This window comes from Streptomyces sp. NPDC054842 (assembly GCF_053611025.1).
This window is the reverse complement of the sequence record NZ_JBSGZN010000029.1, coordinates 48,757-64,395: the sequence shown is the minus strand read 5'-3', so window position 1 is coordinate 64,395 and position 15,639 is coordinate 48,757. Positions and strand designations below refer to the sequence as shown.

The following is a 15,639-nucleotide window of genomic DNA, read 5'->3' as shown; positions in this document are numbered from 1 at the left end:
CCGCGGACCCGGCCGTGGCGGTCCCCGGACCCGCTCACCGGCCGCCCCTCATTCCTCCAGGAGCGCGATCTCCGCCCAGATCGTCTTGCCCTCGGCGGTGTGCCGGCTGCCCCAGCGCTCCGTGAGCTGGGCGACCAGCAGCAGCCCCCGGCCGCCCTCGTCGAAGGTCTTGGCCCGGCGCAGGTGCGGCGCGGTGTGGCTGCTGTCGGAGACCTCGCAGATGAGGGTGGTGTCGTCGTGGATGAGGCGCAGCCGGATCGGATGGTCGCCGTAGCGGATGGCGTTGGTGACCAGCTCGCTGACCACCAGCTCGGCAGTGAACCCAGCCTCGCTCAGACCCCAGGCGTCGAGCTGCTCCACCACGTGCTTGCGGACCGGGGCGACGAGGGAGGGGTCGGCGGGGACGTCCCAGGCCGCCACCTGGGAGGCGGGCAGCTCGCGGGTCCGGGCGAGCAGCAGGGCCACGTCGTCGGAGGCGCCGCCCGGCGGGAGCAGGTGCTGGAGGACTTCGTGACAGGTCTCGTCCAGGGAGCCCGAGTAGCGCCCCAGGACCTCGCGGAGCAGTTCCTGACTGGCGTCCAGGTCCCGCTCGCGGCTCTCGACCAGCCCGTCGGTGTAGAGCGTGAGCACACTGCCCTCGGCCAGCTCGAACTCGGCGGACTCGAAGGGCATGCCGCCCAGACCCAGCGGCGGTCCGGCCGGCACGCCGAGCTGCCGGGGCGGACCGTCCGGCGGGATCAGGATCGGCGGCAGGTGCCCGGCCCGCGCCACGGTGCAGCGCCGCGACACCGGGTCGTACACCGCGTACAGGCAGGTGGCGCCGACCTCGCCGGTGGTGCCGTCGCTGCCCGCCTCCGTCGACAGCCGTACGACGAGGTCGTCGAGGTGCGTCAGCAGCTCCTCCGGCGCCAGGTCGATGTCGGCGAGGGTGCGCACCGCGGTACGCAGCCGCCCCATCGTCGCCGAGGCCTGGATCCCGTGGCCGACGACGTCGCCGACGACCATGGCGACGCGCATCCCGGACAGCGGGATCACGTCGAACCAGTCGCCGCCGACCCCCGCGCGCGCGGCGGGCAGATAGCGCGAGGCCGCCTCGACGGCGGCGGTCCGGGGCAGGGAGCGCGGCAGCAGGCTGCGCTGCAGGGCCAGCGCGGTCTCGCGCTCGCGGGAGTAGCGGCGGGCGTTGTCGATGCACACCGCGGCCCGCGCGGTGATCTCCTCGGCGAGCAGGACGTCCTCGGCGGTGAAGGGGTCGGGGCGGCGGAACCGGCTGAGGACGGCGACACCCAGGGTCGCGCCGCGGGCCTGGACGGGGACGGACATCGTGGCGTGGATGCCGTACTCCGCGACCCGCTCGCCCCGCCGGCGGTCCCAGGACAGCCAGTCCGCGAGGGCGGCGGTCTCGTCCGGCGCGACGATGGTCCGCGCGGCCAGCAGGGAGTCGGCCTGCGGTGAGGAGGCGGGGTAGACGTCCACCTCGCCGAGCCGGACCACGGCCTCGGGGGCGCCCGGGTTCACGGACCGGTGGGCGGCGCGGCGCAGGGTCACGGGCGCGGTGACCGGGGCCGGGGTGGGGTCGCCCGAGTGGTCCACGGGCTCCAGCAGGTCGACGCTGACGAAGTCGGCGAGGGCGGGGACGCAGACGTCCGCGAGCTCCTGCGCCGTACGCGTCACGTCGAGGGTGGTGCCGATGCGCACGCTCGCCTCGTTGACGACCTGCAGCCGCTCCCGGGCCCGGTACTGGTCGCTGAAGTCGTGGGCGGACACGCACACGCCGCGCACCCGGCCGTCCGCGTCGGTCAGCCGGGCGATCCGCGCCAGCCAGGCGTGGGCGTGCTCCTCACCGCCCGCGCGCAGATACGTCTCGACGTCGCGCGGGGTGCCGGAGGCCAGCACGTCGTACATCTGGCGTTCGAGGTCGGCGCTCTCCGGTTTGCCGCTGATCTCGGGGACCCGGAGCCCGCGCACGTGGTCCTCCGGGAGCCCGATGACCCCGGCCATCGCGTCGTTGATCCCCCGGAGCCGCATCCGGTCGTCGTAGACGGCGGTCGCGCAGGGGGACTGGGCCAGGGCGGCGGAGACGAGGAGGTCGTCCGCCGAGGTGCGGAGGCCCTCCAGGGGGCTGAGGAGGAGCCAGTCGCCCGGTCCGCCGTCCCCGGGGCGCCGGTGGTGGGCGAGCACGCACACGGACCGGGTGCCGCCGTCGCGGTGCCGCAGGTCCAGGGTGCCGCTCCAGCGGCCCTCGTCCGGCGCGGGGCCCGCGGGCGGTCCGGCGGAGGCGAGCAGACGGGCGGCGGGACGGCCCTCGACGTCGGCGGGCGCGTGTCCCAGCAGCCGGCGCGCGCCCTCGTTCCAGTGGCGCACGATGCCGTGCTCGTCGATGACGGCCCGTGCCGTGGCCGACTCGTCGAGGGGAAGCACCGGGCCCATCGTCGCCACTCCCTTGCGCACACCCACAGTGAACAAGCAACGTCACTCGTGTTTCCAGCCTAGTGGGTGGCGCGGTCCGGCACCCGGGGGACGGGCGGTCCCGGTCGGCGGACGTGGCCGGGACCCGGTGGCACCGCCGGGACCAAGGCGTCGCACGCGGCGGAGGACGCCGGCGCCGCCGAATCCCCGGCCGACGGACACGTTGCACCGTCAGATTCCGTCCCTGCACGGTCAGTTGTGAGCGAACGCGGAGTCATCGGCACGGGTGCCGCAGGGCGGTCGCACGCACGTCCGCCGGGAGCGCGGGCACCGTCCCCGGACTGTCGGAGCGCTCCCACGAGGCCCCGCGTCGCACCCACGCGGAGGGTGCTCGACGCCCCGGGGCCGCCGGCCGAGGGCGGGAGATCAGGGCCGGCGGCCGGTTTCGCACGGGAGAGCCGCCGTCCCGCGCGGGGCCTCCGAGAAGGGCCGGTTCCCAGTGGACTACGCGCCGTCGCGCGCCGGGAGCGTGCGCGGAGCGCCGGCGCGGGCGAGGACTTCACACGGGGCGCTTCCGATATCGAATGCCGGTGCGAGCGAGAGAAGTCGACGCGCCTTGCTGACGGAATTTCAATTGCCGCGGATGTTGCCCAAGTGCCTTGTTGGCCCAACGCGAGTTGTGCGAGGGTGAACTCCCCGCGCAGGGGCAATGACCAGGTCTGATTCACCACTCGGTATTTCGGGCCGCCGACAGGCTCGAAAGGCCTTCGGCAACGGTCGCCCCGCGGCCCCGTCCCCGGCCGCTTTCCCCCGCGCTCGCCGATAAAGGTACGCACCAACGAAGGGTCATTCGGGCAGGCGTAACTCCTGCCGGTGTGAACCCTGGAAGGAATCCGCTCTGTGCACACCCCCCACCCCCCACTCCCTACTCATCCCCCGAGGCCCGGGCCGCCCGCCGGTGAATCCGACGAGAGCCTGGCCGCCCGCCTGAGCGGCAGACCGGAGGGCGGGGCGCCGCACTCCGTGGCCCTGCTCATGGCGCGCCACTGGCAGTCGGCGTACGACTACTCCGTCATCTGCCTCGCCTCCTCGGCCGGCGTCGCCTCGATGGTGGCCGCCGCGTCCTTCCACCAGGTCCTGGAGGACCTGACGCTGGGCGGGTCCGGCGCCGCGCTGCGGCCCCGGCTGCTCCTCACGGTCCGGGACACGGTGGCGGACTGGTCCGGCCAGGACCCGGTGACCGCCGTGCTGCCGCAGCTGGCGAAACCCGCCGGGGCGCGCGGCCTGCGGGCGGCCACGACGGTGACACCCGAGAACCGCAGGCTCGCCGAGCGCGCTTTCCTGAGCCTGTCCGGACTCGCCCAGTGCCTGCTGTGGCACACGGAGGTCGAGGCCGAGCCCATATCCGTACCGGCCGGTCTGTCGGGGCTGGGCACCGGCTCCGCCGCCGCCGCGCTGGAGCAGGCGCGGGAACAATTCCGGGCGGGTTGTGTACGCGCCCATCAGGAACTCGCGCCCAGCAAGGAATGCCGCTTCTACAACAGGCTGCTGGACGTTCCCATTCGGCGCGGCGGCGCGTTGCTCCCCGATGTACGGCAGCATCTCCAGGAGTGCCGCCACTGCCGATTCGCCGCCGAACAACTGGGCTATTTCGAGAGCGGGTTGGGCACCCTGCTCGCCGAATCGGTGCTCGGCTGGGGAGCCAGGCGCTACCTGGAATCCCGTCCCGGCCGCCGGGAGGGTGCGCGCACCGGAGCGACCGCCCCCACCGAAGGCGACCGCCCGCGCCGCGGCGGACGCCCGGCGGGCGGACGGGGACGCGCCGCGGGAGGCGGACGCCACCGGCTCATGTCCCGGATCCCCGCGCCCGGCCGCTGGAACCCGCAGCGCGGGACCGACGCCAGGGCCGTCGTCACCGGCGTCGGCATCGCCTCGGCGGCGGTGCTGGCGACCGTGCTCGTCGCGAGCGTCTGGTCGCAGGACGGCGGCACCACCGGCCCGGCCGCCTCCACCGGCGCCACCGGAGGCACCGCGGCCTCACCCGCCCCCGGCTCCCCGACGCCGCCCGGCGCCACGTCACCGCCCGACTCGGCCGGTCTGCCCGACGCCCCGCGCCGGACCAGGCTCCGCAATCTCGCCGCCGACCTGTGCCTGGACGTCAGAGGCGGCAGGGCCGAGGCCGGCACCGGGACCGCGCTCGCCGTGTGCTCCTCCGCCTGGACCCAGCAGTGGTCGTACGAGGAGGACGGCCTGCTGCGCAGCGTCGCCGCTCCCGGACTGTGCCTCGACTCCCACGCGGACGCCTCCGGACTCGTCGTGCTGGGCCGCTGCGTGGCCGAGGGCGCGAAGAGCGCTGACGACGTGCGCTACGACCTCACCCTCCAGGGCGAGTTGCTGCCCCGGTGGAAGAAGGAGCTGGCCGTCGTACCCGCCGCCACGGATCCGAAGGCGGACGTGGTGACCAAGGCCCGGGACGGCTCGGACGACCAGCGCTGGGCGACCGACGTCCCGACGGCGAGCCCCGATTCGCTGTCCGTCGCCGGGACGTCCGCACCGCCGGCCCGGCCCTCCGGGACTCCCTCGGACGACGCGTCGGAGGGGTCGCCGGACGAGCGGCGGCCGGCCCCTTCGACGCACCCGGACAAGTCCCCGTCGAAGCGGCACAAACCGCGCCGGGCCGTGACCGTCGGCGACGACACGGGCCGGGCCCCGGCCCTGCCGGTGCCCGTCCAGCTGCCCGTCGAGCCGTCCGACGTCCTGGCGGGCGCAGGACTCTGACCGTCGTGCGTGGGGGCGGGTTCACGGTCCGGGCCCACCCCCACGCCGCACGCGGCACCGCTACGACACGACGTCCCGGGGTGCCTCGCCCGCGAGGAAGCCGGCGACGTTCTGGACGGCGGCCAGCGCGATCCGCACGAGCGTCTCGCGGGTGACACCGGCCACGTGCGGCGAGAGCACCACGTTCGGGGCCTTGAGCAACCGCAGCGCCGCCGTGGGGGGTTCGGGGTCGAAGACGTCGATGCCCGCACCGGCCAGCGTGCCCGCCTCCAGCGCGTCCGCCAGGGCGTCCTGGTCGATCAGCGCGCCCCGGGCGGTGTTCACGACGAACGCGGTCGGCTTGAGGAGCGCCAGCCGCTCCGCGTTCAGCAGGTGCCGGGTCGCCTCGGTGAGCGGCGCGTGCAGGCTGACGTAGTCGGACACACGCAGCAGCTCGTCGAGTCCGACGTGGCGGGCCCCGCCCAGCCGGGCCTCGGCCTCGGGGCCCAACGGCTGCGGGCCCGCGTACACGACGCTCATGTCGAAGGCGACGGCGCGGCGGGCCACCTCCTCGCCGATGTGGCCCAGTCCGACGATCCCGAGGACCTTGCCGGACAGCTCGGTGATCGACCGCTGGAGCCGCGGCAGCGCCCAGTCCGCGTCCACGAGCGCGGTGTGGGCGGGGACCAGCTGTTTGGCCAGGGCGAGCATCAGGGCGAAGGTCTGCTCGGCCACGTTCTGCTTCTCGGCGCCGCTGGAGCCGATGTTGCACACGGGCAGCCCCCGGGCGCGCGCCGCGTCCAGGTCGACGTAGTCGAAACCGTGGCTCGCGCACTGGATCAGCTCCAGTTCCGGCGCGGCGGCGATGTGCCCGGCGTCCACGGGAGCGAGCCCCGTGATGACGACATGGGCCTCGCGCAGCGCGACGGGGTCCTCGTCCGTGGCCTCCACGACGGTCACCCGCGCCCGCCCGGGGAAGACGGCGGCGAGCCCGGCCCCCGCCGTCCGGCCCCCGACATGGGGTGACACGACGGCCAGCACGTTCTTCACGGTCTCGCCCGCGGAGTCGTGCGCGGTGCTCATGCGGTCTCCTCGATCAGGTCGTCGGGGCCGACGGTGGCCGGGGTGGCGTGGCCGGACAGGGCGAGGGTGAGGTCGAACTCGGCGAGCAGGCAGCGGATGACGTGCTCCACGCCCGCCTGCCCGTCCAGGCCGAGCCCGTACGCGTAGGGGCGTCCCACGAGCACGGCCCGCGCACCGAGGGCCAGCGCCTTGAAGATGTCGTCGCCGGTGCGGACACCGCTGTCGAACAGGACGGCCAGCCGGTCGCCCGCCGCCTCCACGACCCGGGGCAGCGCGTCGGCCGCCGCGACGGAACCCGCCACCTGGCGCCCGCCGTGGTTGGACACGATCACCCCGTCCATCCCGGCACTCGCGGCACGGCGGGCGTCGTCCGGGTGCAGGACGCCCTTCAGGAGGATCGGCCCGTCCCAGTTCTCCCGCAGGAACTCCAGGTCCGGCCACGTCTTGCCCGGGTCCGCGAACATGCCCACGAAATGCATCACGGCGGCGTTCGGGTCCTCGTGCACGGGCTTCGCCAGACCTGCCTGGAACGCCGGGTCGGAGAAGTAGTTGGCGGTGCCCACCCCGTGCAGGAAGGGCAGATACGCCTGGTCCAGATCGCGCGGACGCCAGGCCAGCATCGGGGTGTCGAGGGTGACGAGCAGCGCCGTGTACCCGGCGGCCTTCGCCCGGTCCAGGAAGCTCTTCGTGACCTCGCGGTCCTTGGCCCAGTACAGCTGGAACCAGCGCTCCGCGTCGCCCATCGCCTCCGCGACCTGCTCCATCGGCGTGCTGGAGGCCGACGACAGGACGAACGGCACGCCCTGCGCCGCGGCGGCCCGCGCGGCGGCGGACTCGGCGTCCGGATGCATGATCGACAGCACGCCCACCGGCGCGAGCGCCAGCGGCGCCGGCAGCGAACGGCCCAGCACCTCCACCGACAGGTCACGCTCGTGCACGTCCCGCAGCATCCGCGGCACGATCCTGCGCCGCTCCAGCGCGGCCCGGTTGGCGCGGGCCGTACTGCCGTTGCCCGCGCTGCCCGCGACATAGCCGACCGGACCGGGGCCGAGCCGCTGCTCGGTGAGTTCCTCCAGCCGCGTCAGATCGGTGGGCAGCCGCGGTACGGCTCCCGTCATCCCGTTCAGATAGATCTCGTACTGGAAGTCGGCCCAGTGCTTCGCCATCCGTACGTCCCGCCTCTCGTCCCTGAGACCGCGCTGTACGACGTCGATCCTGGCGAGTGTGACAAGGCCCGTCCACCGTGGTGCGCACATCGCGCGGCTGGGATCATCACGGTGTGACAAGCAGGACGCCGAAGGAGGCCGCAGGCGCACCGCCCCCGGCGGGGGACAGGGAGCGTGTCCGGCAGGAGCTGCTCGCCGACCCGCGCGTGGTCGCGGCGGTCGTCGACGCGGTGCACGAACAGGTCCCCGTCTACGCGGCCCTCGACGACAGCAGGCTGCCCGAGGTGCGGGCCATCGCGGCCTGGGGCCTCGAACGCCTGCTGCACCTGTGGGCCACCGACGGCGTACTGGAGGCGGCCGACCTCCGGCGGTTCCGCGGCATCGCGGCGGCCCGGGCGGCCGACGGACGCCCCGTCCAGGCGGTGCTGCGCGCCTACCGGGTGGCCGCGACCGTCCTCACCGACGAGATCGCGGCCCGCGCGCCGCACCTGGCCGCCGCGGACGCCTTCGCCCTCACCCGGATGCTGCTGACCGCGCTCGACACCCTCTCCGAGGAGATGGCCACGGCGTACGCCGCCACCAGCGAGGACCTCGCCGGGGACCGCGGCCGGGCGCTGCGGCTGCTGCTCGACGACCTGATCGCGGGCCGGCACGCCTCGGTGGGCGCGCTGGCCGACCGCTCGGCCCGCCTGGGCATCCAACTCCCCGACCCGTACTGCCTGTTGGTCGCCGAGCCGGCCGTCGCGGACGGCGCCGACATGTCGCACGACGCGGCGGCCGGACTCCTCGACGCCCTGGCCGCGCCCGACGGGGACACCGCGTCCCTGGCGACGGTACGGGGCCCGCGCGCCGTCCTGCTGCTGCCGGCCACCGCCGCCGCCCGCGCCGCGGCCGTGCTCGCCGGACACTCCTGGCGCGGCTGCGCGCTCACGGGCGAGAGCCTGGACCGCGTCGCCGTCGCCCACCGCCTCGCCGCCGACGCCCTCGACACGGCACCGGCGCACGCCCACCGGCCCGGTCACCTGCTCACCGACGCCGACGCGCACGTCCTGGCGCTGCTCGCCGGGCACCCGGCCGCCGCCCCGGACCACATCGCCCGGCTCGTCCTCGGCCCGCTCGCCGAACCCGGCGGACGCCACCTGCTGGAGGCCCTCGTCGCCTACCTGGACACCGGCTCGGCGAACGCCGCCGCGCGCCGCCTGCACCTGCACCCGCAGTCCCTCCGCTACCGCCTGCGCCGCGTCCACACCCTGACCGGCCGAGACCCCCGCGACGCCTGGCACCGCCTCACCCTGGACATCGCCCGCACGGCCGGGTTCTGAGCCCCGCGGGAACGGCAGCGGTCCACCGGGTGCGCGGCCCGGCGACGGAGAAGGGCGACCACGGAAGCACCGCCGGGACCCCGCCTGCCGCGACGGCGCGGAAGGGCCCGGCGGGCGCCTGCCGTTGGTGCCGCTACGAGAAGGGCGTCAGGGACAGCCGGAGGGCGGTCGGGGCGGTGTCCTGGATGTACGAGGCGAAGTCCGCCACGTCGTCGAAGGCGAAGCCGTACGCCTTACCGTCGGCCGTGGCGGCGTGCAGCGCCTTCGCGTAGTGGTTGGTGACCGCGGTGCGGTAGAAGGACGCGGGGTCGGTGGTCGGCTGGTCCGGGGTGCTCACCAGGGTCGTGCGGTTGAACGCCGCTCCGAGGACCGCGGCGACGGGGCCGGTTCTGCCGTCGTTGGGCGCGGCCAGCGCGCCGTCGCAGAAGAGCACGTCACGGGTGGACGGCTTGGCGAAGGACACGGAGGCCGGCCCGGTGAAGGAGAGCGTGCCGCCGCTGACCCGGCCGGTGAACGTCCCGGCGTTGGTGGTGACCTTCAGGTCCCTGGAGGCGTACGTGCTCCACGCCTCGTCGATGTACGGGGCGAGGTAGTCCTTCGCGAACAGCCCGGCGTCCAGGCCGTGTCCGGGGGCGATCACCCGGCGGTCGCCCACGACCAGCGGCGCGAAGGCGTCGACGGCCCTGACGGCGGCGAACACCTTGTCGCGTCCACCCGCCACCAGCGTCCCGGTGGTCCGGTCGGCGGCGCCGGTGAGCCGGATCGCCATCGGCACGCTGAACATGTCGACCATGGTCGTGTTGCAGAACATCCCGGCCGCGTTGTAGGTGAACTCGGCGCAGTCGTGCAGCACGTCGTAGCTGGGGTCGGAGGTGACCCAGCCCGCCGGGTACTGGAGAGCCGCGTTCCCCGCGCCGTCGGTGACGGCCTTGAACTTCAGCTTGCCGCCCAGGGCGACGTATATGCGGCCGGACATGTAGGGGAGGGACAACGTTGTCTCACCGCTCGCGGCCAGCGGGATGGCGTAGTCGGTGTACCCGTCGGCGCCGTTGTCGGACAGCGCCACGGGCGCCAGGGTGCCGTCCGGGGTGACCCGCACCTGGCGGCCGTCCTGGTTGCCGACGACGTAGAGGTACACGGACGAATTGGCGAACTCGCCGGTCGAGTTGACGATGGTCAGCGGGAGCGCTCCGGCCGCCGCGGTGCGGGAGCCGTCCGAAACGGCCGCTCCCAGGGCGCGGGGCGCGACCAGGGCGAGACCCGGACCGGCGACGGCTGCGGCGGCGAGGGAGGCGAACATCCTTCTACGGGTGATCATGTGGTTCCTGTTCTCGTGGGGGGGGTTCCGGCGGGGTCCGGGAGCCGGGATCGCCCGGCCTGGTGGCCGCCGTGGAAGCGGGCGGGCCGCCGATGTGCGGGGGCGGGAGCGGTGTGTGCGCGGTGGGGGCTCCTGCCGCATTTCGTTGTGCGGCGGAGGAGTTGCGGGGGTGGGGGTCGTTCTGCCGGAGGGATGGCAGTGATGCTACGCAGGACGGTTGCCCCCGCCAACGTTCAGCGTCGCCGGGCAAGAGGCGCTGACCTGCGCGTTGTTACGCAGCCTTGCTGCATAAAGATCTCTTAGGGCTCGCTTAAGCGAGGCGTGGGGCCCGGGCGCCCCGCGCCGTGGGTGGCGGCGGGACGCCCGGGGGTGTGCCGCTCAAGCGGGCGGGCCGGCGGTCAGGGGTAGGAGACCACCGTGGACGGCACGGTCGAGGTGCCGGAGGTCGGTGACCCGGTGTCGTTGATGACCCGCTCGTACTGGCCGTTGCCGCCCAGCGAGACGACCAGCAGGTCGTGGAACTTCACCCCGGGCCTGTTCGGCGCGGCGAATCCGTGGTGCTGCACGATGGTGGGGTCCACGTTGTAGTAGCAGTAGCTGCCGAGGCCCCAGCCCTCGTGCGCGGTGACCGAGTCGCCGACCTTGTAGGCCGCGTACCCCTTGACGGAGCCGTTCTGGATCGCCGCCTGGTTCGGCGCGTCGTAGGCCTTCTCGTTCTGGAAGAAGATCGTGCGGCCGCGCTGGCCGTACCACTGGACGTCGTACTTGTTGAAGTGCTCGACGAACAGGCCGGTCGCCAGGACGTCGTCGCCGTTGACGCGGACGCCGTAGTCGGCGCGGTTGGTCTCCCAGCCGACGCCGGTCCCGTGGTCGGCGCGCCAGACCCAGGTGTGGTCGACGATGGTGTGCCGGCTGTTGATCACCATGCTGGTGGTGGCCTTGCCCGCGCCGGCCCCGCCGATGCGGATGAACACGTCCTGGACCGTGGTCGGGTTGGCCGAGTGGTCGGCCGAGGCCCCGGTGGGGCCCACCTCCAGCAGGGTGGGCGAGTTGACGGGTCCGGCGTCGATCAGGAACCCGGCGAGCCGCACACCGTCGACGTCGGCGACCTTCAGGGCCGTGACGCCGTTGTCCGGGATCAGCGTCGCGTAACCCAGCCCGAGCACCACGGTGTTGGCACGCCTGACCTGGACCGGCTGGTCGAGGTGGTAGATCCCCGGGGTGAGCAGCAGGTGCAGGCCCTGGTCCAGGGCCGCGTTCAGGGTGGCGGCGGTGACGCCGGGCTTGGCCACGTAGAACTGCGTGAGGGGGAGCGAGGTGCCCCGGGGTGTCCCGCTGCCCCAGGTGGTGCCGCGCGCGTTGGTGCGCTTCTCGGGCAGGAAGACGCGGTAGTCGGCGCCGTTCAGGTAGAGGAAGGGCTTCTCCCGCGAGACGGGTGTCGTGTCGAGCGTGGTGTACGGCGGGTTCGGGAAGCTCTGCGCGGGTGCGCCCTGCACGCCCGAGAACACCATGTTCCAGACGGCGTTGGTCCAGCCGCCCACGGAGCTGTCGCGGGTGTACCACTGCTGCTGGGAGTACGGGCCGACCGTGCCGTCGATGCGGCTGTCGGCGATGTAGCCGCCGCTGGCCCAGCCGTAGCCGTCGGGGGCGAGGTTGAGGCCGCCCCTGACGTGCATGCGCCGGAAGGGGGCGGCCTGGGCGACGGCCCAGCGGTTGGTGCCGTTGACGGGGTTGAGGGCGAGGTTCTCCGCCGAACGCCAGAAGTTCTGGGTGGCGTTGCCGTTGAACCAGCCCGCGTCGACGGTGACGTCGCCGTTGATCGTGGTGTCGTCCGGTGACAGTCCGAGGCCGGCGATCGAGGTGTAGAAGCCGAGTTGGGCGTTGAGGCCGTGGTACGTGCCCGGCTTGAACAGCAGCGCGTAGCGGCCGGTGCCGAACTGGGCCGACTCCTGCCGGGCGAACACCTGGTCCAGCCTGGCCTGGATGCCGGGGGTGGCGGGGTCGAAGACGATCACGTTAGGGCCGAGGTCGCCGCCGCCGGGCAGGGCGCGGGCGGTGTCGGGCGCCGCCTGGGCGGGGGAGGAGGCGGCGAGCAGTGCGGGGGCGGCGGCCGCGGCGGCCACGGCGCCGAGCACCGTGCGCCGGGCGAGGGGGGACCGGCCGGAAGAGGAGGGACCTGTGGGGGCAGGGTGCATGGGGGGAGACTCTCCTGGTTCAGGAAATGAACGGTGTGGGGTGTCTGGGAGCGCTCTCTCGCCGATGAATGCTTCATCCGCGTGAACGACGCGTCAAGAGTTGTGACCGCGGCCGCGTGAGTTGTTGCGGACGCGACGGCAACTAGGCGCCGTTTTGGCCGGGTTCGGCGGCGCGGGAGTCCTCCGCCGTACCGGCTCCCGGTCAGGGACTGGATTCAAGAGATGCGTGCCGGCGCTCGGATGACACCTCGTCGGATCCCTTGACACTCCCGCGTCACCGCCACAACACTCCAGGGCGGGAGAGCGCTCTCCCACCTGTTTCCGGCACAGGTGATCGTCCCTCGGCGAGCCGTCGCGGGAGCACCTCGCACGCCGCCCTCACGGCCGCTCGACCCCCACCGTCCCTCGACGTGGCAGGAGGTCTCCATGGCACGGAGATCGAAGATCGTCTCAGGAATGCTCGTCAGCGGCGCGCTGCTGCTGACCTCGCTCGGCCTCGGCGGAGTAGCCATGAGCGCCGACACCCTCCCCGCCGGCGGGGCGCCGGCCGAACGGGCCGCGGTCCCGCACGCCGGCCATGTGATGGCCGCGTCGACGGCCGCCTCACCCGACGACCCGGACGGCGACGGCTTCATCCCGGCCGTCCCGCAGGTGACCGGCGTCCAGCCCTCCACCAAGGAGCCGCCCCACCGCTACTTCCACGAGTTCCAGGCCAACTGCTCGGTGTCCCACACCCGCCCGGACGACCCGATCGTCTATCCGGGCCAGCCGGGCAAGTCCCACGATCACACCTTCATGGGCAACACCACGACGAACGCGGCCAGTTCGACCGCCTCGCTCGGCGGCGGGTCCACCACCTGCAAGGCGCCCGGCGACAAGTCCGCGTACTGGATGCCGACCCTGTTCAAGGGGACGCAGGCGGTGCTGCCGGTCGGACCGCAGACCATCTACTACAAGGCCGGCGTCACGGACTACACCAGCGTCCGGCCCTTCCCCAAGGGGCTGCGGTTCGTGGTCGGCAACCCCATGCAGACCGCCGAGCAGTTCCGCAGCCACCGCGGCTTCGTCGAGGGCTGGGAGTGCGGGAACAGCTACTTCAACGTGCAGTTCCCCGCCAGTTGCCCCACCGGCCCCGACGTCCAGCTCAACATCCGGTTCCAGGCGCCGAGTTGCTGGGACGGCCGGTACCTGGACACGCCGGACCACCAGAGCCACATGGCCTATCCGGTGGTCAACCCCGGCACGAACAACAACATCTGCCCCGCGTCCCACCCGGTCGCGCTGCCGATGATCGAGTTCAAGATGGCCTTCCCGGTGAACGGTGACCTCTCGCAGGTGAGGCTGGCCAGCGGACCCGGCTACTCCTTCCACTACGACTTCTTCAACGCCTGGGACGACCCGACGCTGAAGGCGCTCGTGGACCACTGCGTCGTCGGCGCGCTCCAGTGCGACGCCCGCGGCTACGACCAGACCCACCCCGAGGCCGGGGCGGCGCTCGACGCGAACTACCGGCTCCCCTGACCCGGAGCCGCGCCGGCCGGAGCGGCGCCCGCCCCTCCGGCCGGTCCCCCGCCGGCCCGGCTGCCTCCCCGTCGGCCGGCCTCCCCCCCCACCCGCACACCGGAGACGCAGACATGACCAGATCCCGTACCGCCGCGCGCCGGGCCGCGGCGCCCGCCGTGGCGACCCTGCTCGCCGCGGGGGCACTCGCCCTGCCCGCGCAGCAGGCCCAGGCCGCCGGCAGCGTCGTCAAGGTGACCGGCTCGCAGGGCAACTGGCAGCTGACCGTGGACGGCCGCCCCTACCAGGTCAAGGGACTGACCTGGGGGCCGTCCGTCGCGGACGCCGGCCGCTACCTGCCCGACCTGAAGTCCATGGGCGTCAACACCGTCCGCACCTGGGGCACCGACGCCTCCAGCAAGCCCCTGTTCGACTCGGCGGCCGCCAACGGCATCAAGGTCATCGCCGGTTTCTGGCTCCAGCCGGGCGGCGGCCCGGGCAGCGGCGGCTGCGTTGACTACCTGACCGACACCGCGTACAAGAACCAGGTGCTCGACGAGTTCCCCAAGTGGGTCGCCACCTACAAGGACCACCCCGGCGTCCTGATGTGGAACGTCGGCAACGAATCGGTCCTCGGTCTGCAGAACTGCTACAGCGGGGACGAGCTGGAACGGCAGCGCAACGCCTACACCACCCTCGTCAACGACATCACCAGGAAGATCCACGCCGTCGACCCGAACCATCCGGTCACCTCGACCGACGCGTGGACCGGCGCCTGGCCCTACTACAAGAGGAACGCGCCCGACCTCGACCTGTACGCCGTCAACGCCTACGACGCGGTCTGCGACGTGCGCGCCGACTGGCAGCGGGGCGGCTACACCAAGCCGTACATCGTCACCGAGACCGGGCCCGCGGGGGAATGGGAGGTGCCGGACGACGCCAACGGCGTACCGAAGGAGCCCACCGACCAGGCCAAGGCCGAGGGATACACCCGTGCCTGGAACTGCGTCACCGGTCACCAGGGTGTCGCGCTGGGCGCCACGATGTTCCACTACGGCACCGAGTACGACTTCGGCGGCATCTGGTTCAACCTGCTGCCCGCCGGCCAGAAACGCCTGTCCTACTACGCGGTGAAGAGGGCGTACGGGGCCGACACCTCGCGCGACAACACCCCGCCCGTCGTCCCCGAACCCGCCCTGGACGTCGACCCGTCCCAGGTGCCGGCCGGCCGCCAGGTCACCGTCACCGCCAAGGCCACCGACCCCGACGGCGACCCCGTTGCCTACGAGGTCCTGGTCAACGGCAACTACGTCGACCAGTCCAAGCAGCTCACCTCGCTGCCCGCCACCGACCTCGGAGGAGGCCGGCTCCGCTTCACCGCGCCCGACCGGCCCGGCGTCTGGAAGCTGTACGTCAAGGCCACCGACGGCAAGGGCAACGTCGGCGTCGAGACCCGCTCGATCCGCGTGGTCGCCCCGCCGGTGAACGGGACCGACCTCGCCCTCGGCAGGCCGGCCACCGCCTCCTCGTACCAGCCCTCGGGCGGCGACTGCCCCTGCCCGGCCGCCAACGCCGTGGACGGCAGGGCCGACACCCGCTGGGCCAGTGACTGGAGCGACCCCCAGTGGATCCGGGTCGACCTCGGGACCCGCACGTCGTTCACCCACGTCCAGCTCGTCTGGGAGACCTCCTACGCCAAGGGCTACACCGTCCAGACCTCCGACGACGGCCAGAACTGGCAGACCGTCCGCACCGTGAGCGACGGCAACGGCGGCGTCGACGACCTCGACGTCAGCGGCACCGGTCGGTACGTGCGGATCAACGGGACGGCGCGGGGCACCGGCTGGGGCTACTCGCTGTATCACTTCGGCGTCCACCGCTGAGCGGAG

Annotated in this window: 9 protein-coding genes; 4 read left to right on the top strand and 5 right to left on the bottom strand. The window is 73.3% G+C overall.

The annotated features are described in order from the left end of the window. Nucleotides 1-48 precede the first annotated feature (48 nt). Nucleotides 49-2,430, bottom strand: a complete 2,382-nt coding sequence (locus tag ACWGIS_RS22715) for a SpoIIE family protein phosphatase (RefSeq protein WP_453364322.1) — start codon at nt 2,428-2,430, stop codon at nt 49-51. Nucleotides 2,431-3,309: 879 nt separating this feature from the next. On the opposite strand from ACWGIS_RS22715, the gene ACWGIS_RS22710 reads away from it, so the two are divergent. Beyond that, nucleotides 3,310-5,187: an RICIN domain-containing protein gene (locus ACWGIS_RS22710; RefSeq protein ID WP_453364279.1), complete on the top strand. Its 1,878-nt coding sequence runs from the start codon at nt 3,310-3,312 to the stop codon at nt 5,185-5,187. Between the two features lie 60 nt (nt 5,188-5,247). On the opposite strand, the gene ACWGIS_RS22705 is transcribed toward ACWGIS_RS22710, so the two are convergent. Next, entirely contained in the window at nt 5,248-6,249 is a 1,002-nt protein-coding gene (locus ACWGIS_RS22705; RefSeq protein ID WP_453364278.1) for a 2-hydroxyacid dehydrogenase, read from the bottom strand. After that, nucleotides 6,246-7,415, bottom strand: a complete 1,170-nt coding sequence (locus ACWGIS_RS22700; protein ID WP_453364277.1) for a lactate 2-monooxygenase — start codon at nt 7,413-7,415, stop codon at nt 6,246-6,248. Before ACWGIS_RS22700 ends, ACWGIS_RS22705 begins: the two co-directional genes overlap by 4 nt. Nucleotides 7,416-7,528: 113 nt before the next feature. Between ACWGIS_RS22700 and ACWGIS_RS22695 the strand changes: the two genes are divergently transcribed. Next, nucleotides 7,529-8,737, top strand: coding sequence for a PucR family transcriptional regulator (locus tag ACWGIS_RS22695; protein ID WP_453364276.1), 1,209 nt, complete (start codon nt 7,529-7,531; stop codon nt 8,735-8,737). A gap of 133 nt (nt 8,738-8,870) precedes the next feature. Here ACWGIS_RS22695 and ACWGIS_RS22690 read toward each other — a convergent pair whose 3' ends face one another. Then, the gene (locus tag ACWGIS_RS22690; RefSeq protein ID WP_453364275.1) at nt 8,871-10,055 is read right to left on the bottom strand and encodes a glycoside hydrolase family 64 protein; all 1,185 of its coding nucleotides are present in this window, start codon (nt 10,053-10,055) and stop codon (nt 8,871-8,873) included. 398 nt (nt 10,056-10,453) lie between these two features. After that, nucleotides 10,454-12,250, bottom strand: a complete 1,797-nt coding sequence (locus tag ACWGIS_RS22685; RefSeq protein WP_453364274.1) for a coagulation factor 5/8 type domain-containing protein — start codon at nt 12,248-12,250, stop codon at nt 10,454-10,456. Between the two features lie 426 nt (nt 12,251-12,676). Here ACWGIS_RS22685 and ACWGIS_RS22680 point away from each other — a divergent pair, with 426 nt between their 5' ends. Then, complete coding sequence (locus ACWGIS_RS22680) at nt 12,677-13,771, top strand: DUF1996 domain-containing protein (RefSeq protein ID WP_453364273.1); 1,095 nt, start codon at nt 12,677-12,679, stop codon at nt 13,769-13,771. Between the two features lie 113 nt (nt 13,772-13,884). Further along, complete coding sequence (locus ACWGIS_RS22675) at nt 13,885-15,633, top strand: discoidin domain-containing protein (protein ID WP_453364272.1); 1,749 nt, start codon at nt 13,885-13,887, stop codon at nt 15,631-15,633. Nucleotides 15,634-15,639: the final 6 nt, after the last annotated feature.

What these genes read in the sequence shown, in the direction of transcription:
- ACWGIS_RS22715 (WP_453364322.1), bottom strand. Translation starts at nt 2,430, where the DNA reads ATGGGCCCGGTGCTTCCCCTCGACGAGTCGGCCACGGCACGGGCCGTC.
- ACWGIS_RS22705 (WP_453364278.1), bottom strand. Translation starts at nt 6,249, where the DNA reads ATGAGCACCGCGCACGACTCCGCGGGCGAGACCGTGAAGAACGTGCTG.
- ACWGIS_RS22700 (WP_453364277.1), bottom strand. Translation starts at nt 7,415, where the DNA reads ATGGCGAAGCACTGGGCCGACTTCCAGTACGAGATCTATCTGAACGGG.
- ACWGIS_RS22690 (WP_453364275.1), bottom strand. Translation starts at nt 10,055, where the DNA reads ATGATCACCCGTAGAAGGATGTTCGCCTCCCTCGCCGCCGCAGCCGTC.
- ACWGIS_RS22685 (WP_453364274.1), bottom strand. Translation starts at nt 12,250, where the DNA reads ATGCACCCTGCCCCCACAGGTCCCTCCTCTTCCGGCCGGTCCCCCCTC.
- ACWGIS_RS22680 (WP_453364273.1), top strand. Translation starts at nt 12,677, where the DNA reads ATGGCACGGAGATCGAAGATCGTCTCAGGAATGCTCGTCAGCGGCGCG.
- ACWGIS_RS22675 (WP_453364272.1), top strand. Translation starts at nt 13,885, where the DNA reads ATGACCAGATCCCGTACCGCCGCGCGCCGGGCCGCGGCGCCCGCCGTG.